Below are 19,694 nucleotides of genomic sequence, written 5' to 3' on the forward strand. Positions count from 1 at the left end.
CACCTACGCACAGCAACAGGCGGTTCCTCCTCATATCGGAGTTGATAAAAACATTTTAACCACTTGATGCATTTACTCCGTTAGCCTGCCTGCATATAGAGTATAATGAAGAGGTATACGATAAATGTACGGTGCAATAATTGTACAAAAACTAACGCAAAAGAGGTAAACGATGAGCGAGCAACAATTTAAAGATTATGGACTAGGTGAAGAGATCGTAAAAGCACTAGACAGTCTGGGCTACGAGACACCAACCGAGGTTCAAACGAAAGTTATTCCGGTAGCACTAGAGAACCAGGATCTTGTGGTCAAATCACAGACAGGTAGCGGTAAAACAGCCGCCTACGGCATTCCGCTTTGCGAGCTGGTGGATTGGAATGAAAATAAGCCACAGGCTTTGATTCTTACACCAACCCGGGAACTGGCTTTGCAGGTTAACGAAGATATTACAAATATCGGCCGCTTTAAGCGTATTAAAGCAACCGCACTATACGGACAGTCCCCTTTTCATATCCAAAAAGCCGAGTTAAAACAAAGAACACATGTCGCTGTAGGTACGCCAGGTCGGGTACTGGATCATATCGAACGCGGCACGCTGCCACTCGAACGGATTGCTTACCTTGTCATTGACGAGGCCGATGAGATGTTAAATATGGGCTTCATCGAGACGGTACAAGCGATTATTCAGAAGTTGCCGCAGGAGCGAGTAACGATGTTGTTCTCCGCTACGTTCCCTGAAGATGTAGCCAAGCTATCACGCAAATACATGAACAAGCCGGTGGAAATCGAGATCAAAGCAAGTGGACTGACAACAGCCACTATTGAACACGCTGTAATTCATGTGCCAGAAGTGAACAAAACCGCGCTGCTTCAGGACTTGTTCATTGTGGAAAATCCGGATAGCTGCATCGTGTTCTGCCGTACGCAGGAGAATGTAGATAAACTGTTCCGGGTCATGGCTGACCTTGACTATCCAGCAGACCGTATCCATGGTGGCATGGAGCAGGATGAGCGGATCGAAGTCATGAACGCCTTCAGACGGGGACAATTCCGTTATTTGATCGCAACGGATGTAGCCGCACGTGGTATTGATATCACCAATATTACTCATGTCATCAACTACGATATTCCTTTGGAAAAAGAGGGATATGTTCACCGCACCGGCCGTACGGGTCGCGCAGGCAAAACAGGTAAAGCCATTACGTTGATTACACCGAAAGATGGCAGACGTCTTGCGGAGATTGAATCCTATATCGGTTTCGAAATCCCTATTGTGAAAGCTCCTTCCGAGGAAGCTGTAGATCGCCGCAGAGAAGATTTTGAGAAACGATTGAAGATCGTTCCTGAACGCAAAAAGGACAAGCGTGAACAGTTGAATCAGCAGATCATGAAGTTGAACTTCAACGGAGGCAAGAAGAAGAAACTTCGTGCTGTTGACTTTGTAGGTACCATCGCCAAGCTTGAAGGCGTTACGGCTGACGACATCGGGATCATTACCATTCAGGACAATGTAACGGATGTGGAGATCCTGAATGGCAAAGGCCCACTCGTGCTGGAGCTTATGCAGAATATAACGATCAAAAAGATGCAGCTCAAGGTTCGTAAAGGTCATAAATAGTTTGGTAAACACGGTCAAATAAATAGAAATTTAAACAGGGATAGTGGACTCTTTTCTAAGTCTACCATCCCTGTTTTCATTACCTCTTCTTTTTCCGCACTGTACCCCCTTCCACCGTATACCGAAATAACGCATCCTCCGCGCCCCCTGTATCATCCGTAACTTGAAACGTCGCTGCGTCCCCCGACTTATATACACTTCCCGTCACAAAGCTGAACACCACACGGTCATCTTTGCCCCAATATTCATTCAGCATGACAAATGTACTGCCGTTCACACCCTTTACCGTGCGTTTGCCATTGGCATTATATAGACTATTCTGGTCCATTGCCCAACTCTGGGGATCAGCATCGAATAGATGTGTAAAGGTGGCTCGATCGATATTTTTGTTCGGTTTCCCCCATAGATACACACGCTTGGCATCCACCGCCCAACTACCGGAAGGTGTTATTAACTCAAACGTTGCTGCATCTGCCCCCTTGATCATCTGAAGCACATCGTCCGGTTGACCGAAAGGCTGACTTGTCCGAACAACCTCGGCACGATACACATGTTGTTGATCCTTGGAAAGTCCAAGATGCTCCGTCCTAGCAAACGCTACAAATTGCCGAGCATCTGCCTCGTCGACACGGTAACCGTTGTAATACACATGTTTGTCATCACGACCGAACGGTCCGCCTAGCGGTTTAAACGTATCCGGGTCTGCTCCTTTTATAGTGCGCCACTGAAAATAAACACGTTCCCGGTCCCGTGCAAACTGCTCATCTAGCGGTTCAAAGGTAGACCTATTCACATCCCGAACGAGATTGTACACTTCCTTCGCCTCCCGATGAGCCGTACCGCCCCATTCGGTTTTATAAAAAATGGACGACGCAGTCTCATACCAATTGCCTGTGATCTGCGTAGCGCCTTCTGCACTGTGGGCATAATGATCACTCCACCAGCCAGATACGTCGGGTTGATGTTCTTGCAGCCATGCTCTCACCTCATCCTTTTCCCCATTTGCATAACGAAGAGAGCTGGACAGATGGAATAAGTGGTCCTTGTCAGTACAATAATCGTGATGAGCAATCACAGCATTCGTATCGATATCCTCAAATAGATGAAAATGCGTGCTGCTCTTCACATATAAATAACGTTGGTCCCGAGCGAAGTAGGGTGTATCCGGCAGCAGCCGAAAGCTGGGCGGATCGGAGTCAGGCACAGCCTGATCTTCCAGATAGACATATTGAGAATCACAACAGTAATCTTCATCGATTACACGGAAAGCTTCCGTATCCTGGCTGAATAAACTTGCCTTGTTCTTACGAGCATTGGACCACCATATTCCCTGATGATCACGCAGATAGGCGAACGTCAGCCACCCTTTTGGATAAGTCGAGATAACTTCAAAATCCAGTGCGGTAATGCCTCCCTTAATGGGAGTACTGGTTCCATCTTCTTCATTTTGCAATATCACTTGAAGGTCTTCATCTACAATAAATTTGTCCATGACGGTTCCCCCTCCAATTATGTTGTAAAAATGAGTCTAGCCTTATTTTAACGTGTGCACCTGATCCTCTCTACATCATCGTACATGACATTTAGGAACATTTCCTCCGCTCTCACCGCTCAACCCCGAAGAGATGAAGATATGTTCAGCAATGGATGGATTGTTCACTTGAAAAAGAGTCTAGTCCAACTAAAATATAAATGAAAACATTATATTTTAGTTACATATCTTACGGGAGGTGTATGTCATGGGTAACAGAAAAGCGGTCTGGTTACTGGTCTTTGCACTCACGTTCACCCTGTTTGGACTTCATCCTGAACGAACAAGCGCTGCAAGTGTCACGATCACCAATGGCACCGATTGGCTCGACACCGCGGGCAATCCCATCCATGCGAACAGCGGCAACATACTGCAGGTAGGCTCGACGTATTATCTGTACGGTGAACATGCGGTGGGCGGCAAGTTCGACAGTGTGAACGTCTACACCTCGACCGATCTGAAGAACTGGACTTTCAGCAATGCCATTCTGACGAAAGATTCCGCAACCGAGCTGGCTTCCAGCAAGATTGAGCGCCCCAAAGTCATCTATAACGCCTACACCAACCAGTATGTGCTCTGGGCACACTATGAGAATGGAACGGACTACAACCTTGGGCGTGTAGCGGTCGCAACAAGTAATACCCCGAATGGAAAATTCACCTATGAGGGCAGCTTCCGACCGCTGAATTATGAATCCCGTGACATGACCGTCTTTGTTGATACCGATGGCACGGGTTATCTGGTTACGGCTTCACGCAAGAATGGCGGCGCCAATGATACAATGGCTGTTTTCAAAATGAATGCAAGTTACACCGGAATACAATCCTTCGAGGGTTGGCTGTTCGAGAATGCTTATCGTGAAGCGCCTGCTGTTGTGAAAAAAGGAAACCGTTACTACCTCTTCACCTCCCAAGCCGCTGGCTGGTATCCGAATCAGGGTGCTTATGCTACAGCAACTTCCATGACGGGTCCATGGACTGCGCTTACGCCATATGGTAATCCATCTGCCTTTGGTTCGCAGATTCATGATATTGCCACGATTACAGGCAGCAACACCACATCCTACATCTACATGGGAGATCGCTGGAATCCGATGAATCTCGGAGAGCACAAGCATATTTGGCTGCCGCTAACCTTGAATGATTCCAACGGAACAGCATCACTGGAGTGGTATACAACGTGGAACATCGATGCAGCAACAGGTGCGGTAACACCGCCTGCTCTCGTCAATCATGCCCAAGGCAAAACAACTACCGCCAGCTCTACAGCCTCCAGCTCGTCCGCATCCAATGTCAATGATGGCAACTACCAGACTTCATGGGTCGCTTCCTCCAATAGCTGGCCTGCCTGGTGGCAGGTGGACTTTGGCGCACCAAAGACGATCACGGAGATCGACACCTCCTGGTTTATGTATAAAGGTTCCGAAGGATACTACAAATACAAAATCGAGATTAGCAACGATGGTGTCAATTACTCTACCTTGGATCGCACCAACAATCTGACCTATGGCTATACGACGGATGCTGTGCATTTCACAGCTCGTTATGTACGGATCAATATGGTAAACGCGGTCTTGTGGAATAATCCGGGTAACTGGTACACCCCAACCCTGCACGAGGTCAAAATGTTGGGTCCTGCAACACCGGAAGCCACAGGTTACAGCCGGTTCAGTTCACACAACGTTCCGGATCGATACATCCGTCATGCCAACTACACTGCTCGCGTGGATGCCAACGTCTCACCTGTTCTGGATTCACAGTTCCGCGTCGTGCCGGGTCTTGCCAGCTCCATGGGAATATCACTGGAGTCCATCAACTTCCCGGGCTACTTCCTGAAGCGCAACACCAGCAATAAAATTGTACTTGAAGCTTATGCCGACACCTCCGCATATAAGGGAGATGCTACGTTCCTAAGCAGTCCTGGTTGGGCTGACAGCACCAAAGTATCCCTTCAATCGTACAGTCAGCCCGGATATTACATCCGGCATTATGATTACGTGTTACAGCTCGATGCCATCAACGCATCCAGCAACTCGACAGTGAAGAGTGATGCCACGTTTGGGCGAACCAATTTCTAAGCAAAATAATTGGAGATGAGGATTAGCCAGGTTTGGTGGGTTGTGCGAAGCAATGCGGGTGCATAACGTGCCGGAGACACAAACGCTGCATGAATTACAGTGAATTATGGAATATATTCAAAAAAAGCCTACTCCGATGGGAGTAGGCTCTTCTGCCAGTCTGATCTATCAAGGTTATTTGAAATTAGGATCAAACTTCATCATGTTCATTTTACCTTGTTCCTTATAACTCACATAGATGTTATCGGTGCTGTCTATGGTGATGTCTAGCTGAAGAACATCACCAGTGGAGAACCCGGCAGATCCTACGGGTCTCCAGTCCATATTCTCATATTTCATCACAGTCACCCTGTTGCCATCTGCAGCATCTCGATATGCAACGTAAGGCGTGCCTTGGCTGTCAAAGGCCATATCCATGCTTACTTCTTGAGATGAACCCACCGAGAATCCGGGAGTGCTCACCTTTTCCCATGCTGTATCTTCTGATGGAGTGGAGTGCGGATATTTCCACATTTCAACACCATTGGAACTGCTGAGATAGATCATATAAGGTACGCCAGATGGATCAAGCGCGGATGCAGCATCCATATTCGGAGTTATTTGATATGGATATAATTTAGGATCTAATTGTTTCCATGACCCATCTGCCAGACTATATCCTGTTGCCACAGGGGTACTAGATGACCTGAATGGAGCAAATAAATACATGCCGTTGTTTGGTAATGGTGCGAGGAAGGCTCTTAGACCTGCGAATGCCTGTATTCTCGCTTCTTGTATCCGTCCCCTATCGCTATAATACCTCCATGACATGAGCATTGACGGTTCCGCAGCATTACCGACCAAAGCACCTCTAAACATCAGAAAAGGATTATCATCCTTATCAAAGGTAATGAAGAAGCTGTCTTGAACTGTATCCACTTTTCTGCTCGTCTTACCATCATTCCAACTGAAGTCAGAGACAGTAGATACTGCTCTCCACCACTTATGTTCATCATTATAATTCTTAAAGCTTACTTTACCTGAGCTATTCTTATAAGCAACATAAAGCTTGTCCTTACTGTCTATTCCAAGCGATATAGCTGAGCTCCCCAATCCTCCCGCTTTTTCAAGATCGCTTTGATTGCCGAAGGACTGCCACTTGCCTCCCTTATATTGCATTACAAATACTTCGTAATTGTCCTTTATATAAGCCATGTAAGGCATCCCTTGACTGTCGAAGACGATATTGGACTTGCTATTCAATTCCAGCTCGTCACCCACCTGCAGCCAAGATGTCATCGTCCACTTCGCGAAAAGCGTGATGTCTGCCGTCACCGGCGTACCGAAGTCGTAGACGCTCTCCAGATCACGATCGCTGTACCAACCTTCAAATCGATATCCTGCCCACTTCGGCGCAGCAGGTGCCACAGCTTGGTTGCCAGTAACCACCGTCTGACTACCTACTGCTGCCCCACCGTTACTGTCAAAGTCCACCGTGCGGCTGTTAAATGTCCACTTCGCGTACAGCGTGAGGTTACCCGTCACCGATGTCGTGAAGCTGTAGGCTTCATTCAGTCCGGCGTCGCTGTACCAACCGTTGAACGTGTAACCATCCCTTGTCGGTACGGCAGGCTCCGTAGCATTACCGCCGGTTTGCATATTCTGGTCAGCCACCAGTGATCCGCCGTTACTGTTGAAGGTGACCGTATATATAGCCGTCCACTTCGCGTACAATGTGAGGTTATTCATCACAGGTGTCGTGAAGCCGTAAGATTCATTCAGACCAGCATCACTATACCAGCCTTCAAATACATGCCCTGCACGTGTCGGTGCTTCAGGAATCGTTGCCATTTCACCTTCACTCACAGACTGATTACTCACCGATGATCCATTGTTACTGCTGAAGCTCACTGTGTAGCTATTCTTCGTCCACTTCGCGTACAGCATTACATTCGCCGTTACACCTTCCGTGAAACCATAAGGTATCATCAATTCGCTATCGCTATACCAGCCATCGAACGTATACCCTTCCAGCATCGGAGCGCCAGGAGCAGTAGCCACGGCACCTTCATTCACACTCTGTTCTGTGACTACCGATCCGCCATTACTCTCGAAAGTTACGGTATAAGTATTCGGTACATAAACCGTCCACTTCGCGTACAACGTGAGGTCTCCCGTTACCACCATAGCCGTGAAATCGTAGGCGTTCATTAGCTCGCTATCGCTGTACCAGCCGCTAAACACATAGCCGTCTTTCGTCGGAGGGGCAGGAGCCATAGCCTTGACGCCTTCATTCACTGTTTGGGCATCTACTACCGACCCTTCATTACTCTCGAAGCTTATCGTGTAAGGGATCAGCCACTTCGCATACAGTGTGAGATCCGCCGTCACCGCAGCAGCGAAGTCGTAAGCATTCGTCAACGTGTTATCACGATACCAGCCGCCGAATACATAACCATCTTTCGTCGGTTCAGTCGGCGTACTAATCGTAGCGCCAAACCCTACAGTCTGAGCCGGCACTTCTTCGGACCCACCGTTACTGTCGAAATTTACGGTGTAGTCGTTAATTGCCCACTGTGCGGTAAACTGGACATCCTCGGCAGGCATCGTGGTCGGAGGTGTTGGCGACCAACCCGTAAAGCTATATCCCTGCCATGTCGGAGTGCCCAGACGCAACAGCATCGTTGCTCCGAAAGGAACATTATCCGTTTTATTTGCTGCTCCAGAACCATTATAATCAACCGTCATTTGGTATACATCACGCTTATAATATACCTTCAGCGTCGTTTTACCGTTGCTCGTGATTAGATCCGTCAGTACCGAAATGCTGTCGTCCCGCACGAAGCCATCATAGGATCTCGGCTTGACGTCCGCCAAACTCGCCTCGGTACCCGTAACTCCACGATACGATTCCGTATCTGCAACCGTATAGGTGTCACTTCCGATATTTTGCAGCAAGTACACGACCTGATAAGGCGTACCCTCTCTCCCCATCCACTTCGCTGTATACGTAGTATCCTCAATCGGCATCGTACTTGGAACTTCTGGCGACCAACCGGCAAACGTATATCCCTGCCTTGTCGGTACAGGTATACGAGTAGCGATGTTCTTGCCAACGGCTTCTGTTAGCGAGATTTGGGGCGCACCAGCATAACCCCCAGCGAAAGTCATCTTTCGATTCTCCGGATAGTAATTAACTCTTACGACTGTCGAGCCGTCGCCCTTGATTAATACGCCGCTTACCGTTCCGGTCGCATAGCCTTGCTCCTTAAACCTGTCGGAGCTGATTCGAATCTCCGTGTCCGTTGTTCCAGTCCTCTTTTCCGTATCCACAGGCGGAGCCTGTATCCTGCTGTTCGGGTCTAGCACATAATACTCAACGGTATACGGCGTATTCTTATTCGCAATCCAGTGCGCGTACAGTTTCCGATCCTCCGCAGCCATTCGGCTCGGAATCGTGATCTTCGTGCCGCCGGAAGCGGCCGTATACCAGCCGTCAAAGGTGTATCCTGGATATACCGGGGTGACCACGCTGATTGGCGCGTTATACGGAGCCGCCACTACCTGGGTCACTCCGCCGTTCTGCGGATCTAGCTGAAGGTTGTAGTCACCCACTCTGGCAAGCCAGCTTAAATGAATCGTACGCTTGAGTGGATCGGACGTGAACGACCCCGGCGACCCCTTCCAGGTGATAACCAGATTGCCCTCACTCACCTGAATCTTCTTGTCCACCACTTCAATCATACCGTTCACTGCGTCATACTTGAAGTTCGGATTGTCCACCTGAATATCGAAATTCGAGCGATCATAAGCCCGTGTATCCGTAGCGCCTGTCTTCAAATCAAAGGTATTCATTGTGACCCACAACTCCGGTACAACGATGGATGACGCAGAACCCGCCATGTTCACTTTGAGCGACTTATCCTGTGGATAGGCGAAGTCGTAGACGTTCTGTTCTTCTCCAATCGTATACAGTGGCCACTCTTCATCGACTAGCTCTACGCCGCCGGAAAGCGCGCCATCTCCTAATTGAGCGCCGAGTTCGACCTCCAAATAGATGCCAATCTCAACGAACAGAGCGCCTAGAGACTTCGTACTCTCCACCCCGCTAATATTTTTCAATTGATAGTAGAAGTAGCCCCAGAGATTCACATACACACCGGGTTCTACAGCAAGCCCGATACTATTCAACTTGACGCTTCCAATCCCCGCTTTGACCTCCATATGAATACCAGCTCGTAAACCGATCGTCCCCATCACATAGAAGGTAAATTGGTAATCTCCGTCTCCCGGCAAGCTGACCGTATTGCTCGAACCACTGAAACTCAATACGCGCAAGCTAACCGAGTAGCGCTTGGCCATCTTATAGTAGAAATCTGCCCCCACCGTCAGGTTCACCTGGGCGCTGACCACAAACTCCGCTTCAAATTTGACTTCCACAATACCTAAAGCCACGCGTACGCTCTTTTCAAAGAGCTCCTTCTTGATTAACGGAACCCATTCCGTGTCTTGCTCCAACATCTCTTGATACTTTTCCTTCAACGATTCGGCATCTACGGCAGTATCCTGCACGCCCGCCATTACCGCTTTAATCTGTGTCGCAATGTCCTGAACCTTTCCCAACCTGCCAGCGTTCTTCTCGCCCACCCAGTCATTCAGTGCATCATTTAACTTATCGTGTTCAACGAGAGCTATCTCTGCCGTGATGTTCATCCCGGTATAGCTATAAGCATCCAGATTCGCCGTAATTACATAATCATCAATGCTGTACCAGTAAGGAATTCCCCACTTTTTCAGCCAATGCCCTTGCATATCCCCATTAATACCGAGATCCAAGCTCATCTCCTGAACGAATGTACCCGTCATATGGATAACAAGATCGCTGTCTTCATTGATATTGACAACAATATCGGCACCCACTTGTAATGTAGCGCTTACGCCTGAGGTTCGGCCGTCAATATTCTTCAGCCTCGTGCCGAGTGAAGCAACAACGGTCAGATTCTCCACACTTACCCGGCTCCCTTTACCGGACGCCAGGGAAGACTGAGCCTTGATCTCCTGAATTTCCTTCGTCTCCATGGCGATGTCAGACAGATAATCCGCGGCTTCATTGACGAATCCGCTGTCCCTCGCTTGCTGCTCAATTTGCTCTTCGAGCTGTGCAATCTGTTCTTCCGACAACAGATCGTCGCCGTTAATGGCTTGCTTCTGATAGATGTTGAAGACATTCTCAATATCTTCAATCGTGGCATCAGTATATTCGATGATGTCCATCTCTGCTATAGGCGTAATCGAAGTGATACGTCCATAACTGACAATTCGAGAACCTTCTTCAGCAAAGATGCCCTCATAAAAACCGATAAAGTCACCCACATCCACCGTGGTTAACTCATCCAAGCCGAAAGGCTCATATAGGCTGTCGCTGTAATTCATTTGGATATGCTCAACTGTGATGGATTTGTTATTCGGATTTCCATCTGTGTCTGCTTCCACACTCACCGGCAGAACATCCGGCTTGAGCAACACTTGATTGGTATCTGCATGGTCATAGGTATAGGTGATTCCGTCTACCTCTGTGATCTGGACATAGGCAACATCGCCATCGTCTTCACCCGTTGTTGCTAATGTACGCAGATCAGGGCGAACCCCTTGATATATGGCGACTGTATTGCCGACTTGAATCACGGTGCTGCCGGAATACACGAACGTTCCACTGCTCGCGTTCGCCTCGGCAAGCGCATTTTCGCTACCGCCCACCGTCGTGGAAACTACCGAAATCGCTGGTGAACCCACAGCTTCGCCATTCAATATCATATCCGTGACATCCGTAAATGGAAGGTAGATCATGTTAGGGTTCAGCGGAATGTCCAGAACCTCTTGCTTAGCGACACTAAAAACATAAATACTCGTTGTCGCATCTTGGCCTTGGAAGGATAAACTGTCATCCGTCAACGTAAGTTGATACGTATTGCCTTCAACGAATTTTCCGTCTTCAGCTGCGGACGCTACCGTGAAAGCACCGTTCCCACCAGTGACGGTAACTCCAGCAAAGTCGGGGTTCGCCGTGTCTGTGAACGTCATGCCCGCTTGAACCTCGGATACTGTCAGGTTACCTGATGCATCGTGTACCGCGATCGTGAAGTCTGGTGCCACATCCAGCACCGAATAGCTTGGTGTGCTCTGTACGGCATTATCTATGCTATCCGTATACTTCGCATACAACTTCGTATCCGCAGTCAAGGTAGTGCCACTTGCGAAGATGAGTGAAAGGTCACTATCCGCAAACCACCCTTGAAATATATATCCTTCTTTTGTTGGAGCCGGCAGGTTATTTAGCGCTTGGCCTTTCCGCACTTTCTGCGCGTCAACTGGCGTACCTCCGTTGCTCTCGAAAATGAGTGTGTATGTAGCCTCACCGGTGTTACCGCCTCCGTTGTCTCCAGGCGTTCCACCACCATTATTACCGCCTGGTGTCGGCGTTGGGTTCACTGTTGGAGTTCCCGGTTGGGTCGGTTGAGTTGATGTCGGTGTGGGAGTAGGTGTAACCGGCGTTTGATTCTGATTTTTCCACGCCTCTACAACCGCGTTGTTGCGCATGAAGAGAACCGCTGCTTCCGCGCGAGTCGCTTGCGCACGCGGATTGAAGTTCCCCTTTTCATCCCCGGTGAACACACCGGCTTGCCACAGCTTGATGACCGCTTCAGCCGCCCAAGGTGATACATCCCCGAGATCGCCCGGCTCTGTCGTGACCAGATTCTCGGTCTGATAAGGGATCTGTTCGCTTTCGAAATACCGCAACGTCATCGTCGCCATTTGCTCCCGAGATACGGTAGCATCCGGCGAATATTTCCGATCCCCCGTGCCATCGGTAATTCCCTTCTTAACCGCCCATTCGACATATGGCGCATACCAGCTGCCCGCCTGTACATCAGCAAAGCTCGATGTGGAGTACGCCCCCGCATCGACTCCGGCCATCCGTCCAAGTGCCGTTACATACATGGCACGTGTCATTGTCCCCTTAGGAGAGAAGCTACTCGCGTTCGTTCCGCTGAATATGCCCTTCTCCTGCACATGGACGACTGCATCATAGAACCAGTCGGTGGGACTCACATCCTGGAATCCAGTGGATGTGGTTACTTTTGTCTTCTGCATCGGCAGTTCAGCCGCTACTGCCGATTGCGCTGGTAATAGGGGCACGGCAGAAACTATTAAGCTGATCACCAGCATCCACATCAGGATCTGCCGGCTCACCTTCCATCCCTGTATTACTTTCTTCACTTGTATTCATCCCTTCTATGTATAGATCAAACTAAAAAAACTATCCAAAATTGGTTTCTAACCAAGCTAATCACCAAAGCCAGACTAATAGCGGAAACCACTGACCCAGATCGGGATCATTGGTCTCCTGCGAGTCAGTTCGCTCGGCACGTGGAGATCAAGCGAGGAAAAAAATTAACATACAGAAATGGCGTTGTCCTAGCTGCGGCGTTCAGCACGGTACGATAATGCCAAATTTACAGATTGAATTCGTTCACCGACCTTTCTGATCAGTCGCAGTCGAATTGTGACACCGACACAGCAAATTATGTCGTTTTTTCTTCCGTATTTTATCATGCGAGATAGGGGCGCTTGTGAATTATAAAGAAAACTTTAAGTAAGCAACTACTCGCAAGCGAGAACATCAATGACATCAAAAAATAGTGGCGTAGGGAAGGTAACTCCCACACCACTATTTTTCATGAATTCTTTAGCTAATCTGCAATCCATTCCAGATGATTCTCTTCTCAACGATTCATCTGCCAGAATCGACTATAACGAACTGCTCTTCCCCCAACGCAGTCTTGGAGGAAGCGAAAAAACACTAATATGCCTCTTGGGTTTCAATGAGATAAAAGGCTCCTGCTGATTCTTCGCCACATTGTGGGCGATATGCCTGAAGCGCAGTCCGCTTTCGAACTCGGGATTAAGCGCAATCGGAATGCCCTTATGTACGGAACGTATAATTTGTACATCGGCATGGATCACGCCAATCACACCAATATTGAGAATATCGATAATATCCTGCATCTTTACCGTTGCCGAACGGGCTTCCTGTCCGTCGGCCATATTAATGATGAGCTGTGGCGGAGCCTGAATCATATCTTCTAATAATCCGATCACGCGATCCGCGTCCTGAAGCGATGTACGATGAGGCGTAGTAACGACAATAGCCTCATCTGCTGCCAAAGCCGCATTCCAAAATCCATTTTCAATGCCTGCCGGCGAATCAATCAGCACATAATCATAGCTCTGGGCTATTTGCTGTACAACCTCGCCAAAAACTTGCGGATCATCGTGATGCACCGCGTCGTTACTACAGGAGATAAAGGACAAGGTACTGATTCGCTTATCTTTGACGATCACTTGATGTAAAGCACATTGACCCGTCAGAAAATCAGAAATATGATACCCTACCCTATTACTCAAACCAAGCGGAATATCCAGATTTCTCAATCCAAAATCAGCGTCGATCAAGCAAACGCTGCTCCCCGATAAGGCGAGGGCAGTCCCGAGATTAGCCGTGACCGTTGTCTTGCCAACTCCGCCTTTCCCTGATGTGATACATATAACTCGTGCCATCGGAGCCACTTCCTTCTCTTCAAGTACTAATGCGGGACAGCAAGACAACCATTTCTTCACGTATTATCGTTTGATCCGGCTTGAATGTAACGTCCTCGTAGCTAATAATCAGTTGCAATTTGATGAAATATGTCGTTATATCGACCACAGTGATTTTATCATGATGGATTAACCTACTTGAGAAACCTAAAGAAAACTTTAAATCCGTGCGTATTGGATCGTTTAATTCTTCGGAGAGATGGCACATCATTTTGACGAGGATGGAAAAGCGCAGACTGGTGTTGAGGGATTCAATATCTTGAGTCGGTTACAAAGCTAGTGGAAAGAACAAAAAATGGGCCAATAGCGTCAGGTACTGCTCCAACGCCATTTTCCCATTTATAATAGACTACCACCCTTACTGCTATATTCATGCTTGTGACGTACTATTAGAAACCAGCATATATCCGCTCCCCCGAACCGTAATAATTCGCTCAGGGTCGGCAGGGTCAGACTCAATTTTTTTGCGTAAATTACTGATATGTACAGCAACCGTTCTTGTATCCTCCAGACTTTCCATTCCCCAGATGATTTGAAACAACGTATCGACACTGACGACACGATTCACGTTTTGTGCCATATAGGACAGCAGACTGAATTCTTTTTTCGATAAAGAGATAGGTATACTCCCCATGTTGACGGACTGCGTGTAGAAATCCAGTGTCAAACCCGGTAACTCCAGCAGTTGTTCCCTTCTACCCGTCGACACTCTGCGAAGGTGAGCCTTGATCTTGGCCATGAGCACTCCCGGACTGAACGGTTTGGTCACATAATCGTCCCCGCCATAGGATAATGCGCTAATTTTTATTTCGTCTTCCTCTTGACTGCTCAGAAACACAATCGGCGCACTGGTGAGATTACGCGCATTCCTGCACCAGTCAATACCGTTTTCATTAGCCAGTAATATATCCAGTATAATTAAATCCGGCTCAAACGATGCAAGCAGCTCCATCGCTTCTGACCCGCTATGACTGCAGGTGGAGACAAATCCCTCCCTATCACAATACACCTGCACAATCTCGCATATATGAGGATCATCATCAACGATCATGATTTTGTGCGTGTCCATCTCATCACCCCTTTCCTTCAATCACCGTACAAGGAAACGTTATATAGAATGTCGCCCCCATCTTGCCGTCGCTCTCCGCTCGAACCATGCCTCCGTGCGATTGTACGATTTCCCTGCAAATTGCCAGCCCCAGTCCACTGCCCTCTATGCCCATTCCCGGCCGATCGTATCTGTAATTACGTTCAAAGATTTGCTCAAGCTGATCCGGAGGAATCCCCATACCAGAATCCTCTATGCTAATAACTGCATGAGGAGCATGATTCACCATTTCCACAACTAGTGCAATACGCACCACCCCCCCGCTGGAGGTGAACTTCATGGCGTTAGATACTAGATTAAATAAGGCCTGCTCTATTCTTTTCGCATCCATCTCGACAACTGGCAAAATAGATCGTCTATCCTCGGTATCTCCGATATCCAGTAAGAAGTCTAATCCTGCGTCACGCACTACCAACTCATATTGTTCAAAAAAACCATGCAAGAAAGGAATCATCTGAATCGGCTCCATTCGGTACGAGACCTGTCCGGTCTCCAAATGGGACAAGAAGGACAACTCCTCGATCATGCGGTTAATCCTTATCGTGTTCTCCCGGATGTACTTCAGATATTGTTCATTGCGTTCCGGCTTGACCCTGTCCTGTATAGCTTCTACATATCCGAGCATACTGGACAACGGCATACGCAGATCATGCGTAATATAAGCAAGAAGCTTCTTCCTCCCTTGCTCGGAGTGAAGCAGTTGGTCATACGAGGATTGGAGATCATCATACACTGTAGATAAGGCCTGTGTTCGCTCCTGAACGGTCTGTTCCAGATTCATATTCATTTCAATCAGCTTGTCATTAACGTCCTGTAATTCACGTGTAATTCTCTCTTCGTTCGATGCCGTCCTCGTAGATCGCGAAGACAGCAGAATCAACTGCGCAATCGTAAATATCAATAACCCAAGCGGAGATGTATTTCCAATCGGCGACCATCCGTTAAAATATAAAAAATCGTTGACAACCGTGACCAACGTAACCACCGACACCAGCAGGAAGATCAACGCTCCCTCCATACGTCGCACAGCCGCCTGAACCAGTCCGATCATCAGATAAATCATATGTAGAACTACCATCACACCGATCATCAGCATAAATTTTGAATATATAAGTGCAGGAGTTACCACCACAAGGACACAGAATACGCCGGTTGTGATCAAGCTAAAAAGACGAAACCATCGTGATATGTAATTGGGAAAAATGCTATCAAAATACATGCTGATGATATAACCACTGACACAAAGAATCAGATATTCAATCTTGAACTGCAATTCCCAAGGAAACTGAGGCAACCATTGTGTAAAGATAAGCTCCCCGTTGAACAAGGATCGAATACCAAGCAGTACAGTAAACAGGCCAAAATATAACGGAGCTCTATCCTTACGTCGCAGCATGAACAACAGCAGATTATACAAGCCGATCACTAGTAAACTTGCCGTGATGAACATATCCCTGGCAAGATTCAGATTGGTCTTGGAAGTTAGTACGTCACTACCACCCAGCTCGATATCCTTGGTAATGCCGCCACGCTTATGATTGAAGTTGGCTACTTGCATAACCAGCTCTATCGTATCGTTTTTAGGCTGAAAATACACCAGTTTCGTCTCCAGATGCGGGGTCACGCGGCTCTTGTCCTGACCCACCTCACCAACTTCTTCTAGAAGTTCGCCATTCACCCATAATTTGTACGCATGAAAAATGCTCGGCAACCGCAGAGTAAGCTGCTCGTTTCGATCGTTCTCGCTTAGTTGTATGACCAGTCGAAAGGTTGCATAGCCTGTACCACTCAGCCGCTGACCTTCTAACGGATAGCCAAGCCAGGAGCTTGGGATGCTGATCCAGTGGTCCTGATTTCCTTCCCTTGCCGAACGAACCCGTATGTCCTCAGGCGACAGTAGCTCTTGCCAGTAGAACGACCACTCCCCTGTTAACTTTTGCGGATTCGTACTGAGCTGAACCTGCCTTAAATCCAGAATACCTTTTTCACTTTGGAACTTAGGAGAGTCCTGCTCAGAGAGGACGACATAGCCTGCAACCAAGCCAACAATAACGGCAACAACGATATAAAACCACACCTTACGAGAACCGACTCGGAGAATTCCCCTCATGATGAATCCAACCCCAATCTCTACAAGCGCAATAAGTAAGTTTATTTATCCAAATGATATCATCATTACAGGAGAATGTACCCTGCAAATTTCTAGGAAGAGACAAGAACAATCATCACGATGAAGCCCTTTTGACGACGCACGCTTAGCTGTACACACCCACAAAAAAATACGCACTTTGAAGTGCGTACTTAATATGAAAGAGCTTATTCGTACTGGTTAATTCGAGCACAATCTGCATGTGCCAGATTCACAGACACTTCATGAACTATAGAGAACTATTGATAATGTCCGCGAATGCATCCCTGTTATACGTATCATCCTGAATGCGCCATTCTCCCTGATCCTGCAAAAAGGTGATATCGCCCGATAACGGAATGGACTTGAACTCTTTGCCATCCTTATCCGTAAATTTCAAATCGAGCGTGTATTCCACAAGAATCCAATCACTCTTGCTATCTTTGATCTTGGTTTGTATATTTTCAGGATGCAGCAGAGCCTTCTCTTTGTCTGCTACACGTAAAGGAATCTTGTTAAATCGCGCATCTATATTGGATTCGAAATTCCTTTCTGTCAAAAATGGTCTGATTACTTCTGCTCTAGCCAGCAGACCCTCTACAGTTAACGTATCTTCATAGTCCTTATAATCAACAGTCAGTTCGGTTGTTTTATAATCCAGCGACATTTCGAGGGCCTGCTGCTCATCTATGGCTGACGCCTTCTGATTGCTCACAATACTCGGCTGATTCGTCGCTGGTGGAATGGTCTCTTTAACGTTCTCGGCTGACTCAGATGGGATGCACCCCATTATCATGACAGATGAAAGAAACAACGTACTCATCATATAAGCTAACTTACGCGAGGTGATCAACTCCTTTCTCTCCTTATTACTCTCAATTATCCCTTCAATAGGATATAATGTCCAGTTACTGGGCACATCTGAACAGACATCCAGTGAATTACATCCATTGAGTGTCATCTTCATCATAGATTGTGTTATAGTCATCGGGAAGTGAACCAACTCTTGAAGGATAGCGCCTGCGGGTCCAATAACTGCGTGTTTCCTTCAAAAATGAAGGTGTGAAAGCTATGTCAACTTATCAAGTCATTCCCATGGTCTATAACTCCAAGGAACAGATTGATGCTATTTTTTTGCTCGAACAACAATGTAAACAACTGGATTCCGTCCATCTAAAGGCAGACCTTGACCATATCAGCAAAAAAGACGGAGACCATGCGCTCCTCTGTTATCGCCACGGTGATCTGGTAGGACTCCTCAGTTGGTATCCATCCGATGGCGTAACCGGGAATATTAATGCCATCGTACACCCAGATTTTCGTCGCCAAGGTGTGTTCAGCAGCCTACTGAAAAGGGCCATCCTGGATATGAAACCACAGGGAATCAACCAACTCAGTTATCGCGTTCCTCAGGGCTTATCTCCGGGCCTTCTTACTGCCCAATCCCTCGGAGCCATTTATGATCGTGCGGAGTACTCGATGCAACTTGTGAATGAGGTGCTTTCGGTTGTGGAGCCACCTGAACTAACGTTGTCCGTGGCAGAAGCCGAGGATATGGAGTTTATGGTCACTTGCTCCTCCCAAGCCTTTGGAGATTCGGAGGACTGGACACGCGAGTACTTTATGCAAACAAATGAACCCAGCCGAGTCACCTATATTGCATGGCAGGACCAACAGCCTGTTGGGCTGATACGGGTTAACTCCATTAATGCAACTACCGCATTTATTCATAACTTCTGTATCTTACCTGCTTATCAGGGACGGAAAATAGGACGCACCGTGCTTCATATTCTGGTGAATCTCCTAAGGAAGCAACATTACACAGATATCCGTCTATCCGTTGTTACCGAGAACAAACGCGCTTTGAATCTGTACCGCAGTGTTGGTTTTGAAGTGAATTCAGAGTATCACTATTTCAGCGGTAGTTTATAAAAGGCAGTGGAAAGAGATCGTTTCCCTCAAAGGGAGACGGTCTTTCTCTTTATATATTGGAGAATTGGAAAATCAATTTATAGCCATCAAACGTATGCCCGTACATTTCCCGATAGTTACCTTCGGTATACTTATTCACTGTTTTCCGCCAGAAAGATTGGCCAATCTTATTTTTCTCCGATGGATTGGTGAACAACTCCCAGTTTCCTTTAAACATTCCGAAGATCGTGGATGCCGCGTGTTCAGCAACGCCTACACCTCGAAACGGCTGCATCAGAAAGAAGTCATGTACAAAGAAATTGGTGCCTTGTGAACAATGTGGCGGAGTAGCTATGAACGCAAAACCTGCCGGTATGCCATCCACAATCATGAGGAACGGATAAAGACACTCCGGTTTTTCCCACCATATGTTCTGGACGTTATACTGATCCTGCAAAGTTATATAATCAGGACTTGGCTCATAAATGCCATGTTCGTTCGGGGTATGCTCTCCACCCAGACCATAATGTCCGGATAGATCATGAAGGTATAGCGGGTACATATTTTTAATCACATACGCCTCGTCTTTATTCGTTAATTTCACTTCTATATTCATATTATTCATATTCACCAACCTTACCAGATGATTTAAGGAGTTACTTCATGAACTCTCACCGCATAACC

Annotated in this window: 10 protein-coding genes; 3 read left to right on the plus strand and 7 right to left on the minus strand. The window is 47.4% G+C overall.

Annotated features, from left to right (window positions below; translation table 11 throughout):
• Positions 1-172: 172 nt before the first annotated feature.
• A complete protein-coding gene (locus F0220_RS29585) occupies positions 173-1,618 on the plus strand; it encodes a DEAD/DEAH box helicase (protein ID WP_105600524.1) in 1,446 nt (481 codons plus the stop codon).
• A 79-nt stretch (positions 1,619-1,697) separates the two neighbouring features.
• Here the strand turns inward: F0220_RS29585 and F0220_RS29590 are convergent, their stop codons facing one another.
• Positions 1,698-3,110, minus strand: coding sequence for a DKNYY domain-containing protein (locus tag F0220_RS29590; protein WP_105600526.1), 1,413 nt, complete (start codon positions 3,108-3,110; stop codon positions 1,698-1,700).
• Positions 3,111-3,357: 247 nt separating this feature from the next.
• On the opposite strand from F0220_RS29590, the gene F0220_RS29595 reads away from it, so the two are divergent.
• Positions 3,358-5,226, plus strand: coding sequence for an AbfB domain-containing protein (locus F0220_RS29595; protein WP_105600528.1), 1,869 nt, complete (start codon positions 3,358-3,360; stop codon positions 5,224-5,226).
• A gap of 174 nt (positions 5,227-5,400) precedes the next feature.
• On the opposite strand, the gene F0220_RS29600 is transcribed toward F0220_RS29595, so the two are convergent.
• From F0220_RS29600 to F0220_RS29625, 5 genes are all read right to left on the minus strand, one after another.
• The gene (locus F0220_RS29600) at positions 5,401-12,483 is read right to left on the minus strand and encodes an InlB B-repeat-containing protein (protein ID WP_105600529.1); all 7,083 of its coding nucleotides are present in this window, start codon (positions 12,481-12,483) and stop codon (positions 5,401-5,403) included.
• A 531-nt stretch (positions 12,484-13,014) separates the two neighbouring features.
• Entirely contained in the window at positions 13,015-13,824 is an 810-nt protein-coding gene (minD, locus tag F0220_RS29605; protein WP_105600531.1) for a septum site-determining protein MinD, read from the minus strand.
• Between the two features lie 409 nt (positions 13,825-14,233).
• Entirely contained in the window at positions 14,234-14,914 is a 681-nt protein-coding gene (locus F0220_RS29615; protein WP_308737371.1) for a response regulator transcription factor, read from the minus strand.
• Positions 14,915-14,936: 22 nt separating this feature from the next.
• Positions 14,937-17,081 (minus strand): sensor histidine kinase, encoded by a 2,145-nt coding sequence (locus F0220_RS29620; RefSeq protein WP_105600532.1) that lies wholly within the window; start codon positions 17,079-17,081, stop codon positions 14,937-14,939.
• A gap of 268 nt (positions 17,082-17,349) precedes the next feature.
• A complete protein-coding gene (locus F0220_RS29625; protein ID WP_146117110.1) occupies positions 17,350-17,925 on the minus strand; it encodes a hypothetical protein in 576 nt (191 codons plus the stop codon).
• A 245-nt stretch (positions 17,926-18,170) separates the two neighbouring features.
• Here F0220_RS29625 and F0220_RS29630 point away from each other — a divergent pair, with 245 nt between their 5' ends.
• Positions 18,171-19,031 (plus strand): GNAT family N-acetyltransferase, encoded by an 861-nt coding sequence (locus F0220_RS29630; RefSeq protein WP_105600535.1) that lies wholly within the window; start codon positions 18,171-18,173, stop codon positions 19,029-19,031.
• A gap of 49 nt (positions 19,032-19,080) precedes the next feature.
• Here F0220_RS29630 and F0220_RS29635 read toward each other — a convergent pair whose 3' ends face one another.
• Positions 19,081-19,626 (minus strand): hypothetical protein, encoded by a 546-nt coding sequence (locus F0220_RS29635; protein ID WP_105600686.1) that lies wholly within the window; start codon positions 19,624-19,626, stop codon positions 19,081-19,083.
• Positions 19,627-19,694: the final 68 nt, after the last annotated feature.

Origin of the sequence: Paenibacillus sp. 37, assembly GCF_008386395.1 — a bacterium.
Lineage (GTDB): Bacteria > Bacillota > Bacilli > Paenibacillales > Paenibacillaceae > Paenibacillus > Paenibacillus amylolyticus_B.

Bases quoted from the DNA above. Each gene is read 5' to 3' on its own strand.
- F0220_RS29585 (WP_105600524.1), top strand. From the start codon at position 173: ATGAGCGAGCAACAATTTAAAGATTATGGACTAGGTGAAGAGATCGTA.
- F0220_RS29590 (WP_105600526.1), bottom strand. From the start codon at position 3,110: ATGGACAAATTTATTGTAGATGAAGACCTTCAAGTGATATTGCAAAAT.
- F0220_RS29595 (WP_105600528.1), top strand. From the start codon at position 3,358: ATGGGTAACAGAAAAGCGGTCTGGTTACTGGTCTTTGCACTCACGTTC.
- minD (WP_105600531.1), bottom strand. From the start codon at position 13,824: ATGGCACGAGTTATATGTATCACATCAGGGAAAGGCGGAGTTGGCAAG.
- F0220_RS29615 (WP_308737371.1), bottom strand. From the start codon at position 14,914: ATGATCGTTGATGATGATCCTCATATATGCGAGATTGTGCAGGTGTAT.
- F0220_RS29620 (WP_105600532.1), bottom strand. From the start codon at position 17,081: ATGAGGGGAATTCTCCGAGTCGGTTCTCGTAAGGTGTGGTTTTATATC.
- F0220_RS29625 (WP_146117110.1), bottom strand. From the start codon at position 17,925: ATGATGAGTACGTTGTTTCTTTCATCTGTCATGATAATGGGGTGCATC.
- F0220_RS29630 (WP_105600535.1), top strand. From the start codon at position 18,171: ATGTCAACTTATCAAGTCATTCCCATGGTCTATAACTCCAAGGAACAG.
- F0220_RS29635 (WP_105600686.1), bottom strand. From the start codon at position 19,626: ATGAATATAGAAGTGAAATTAACGAATAAAGACGAGGCGTATGTGATT.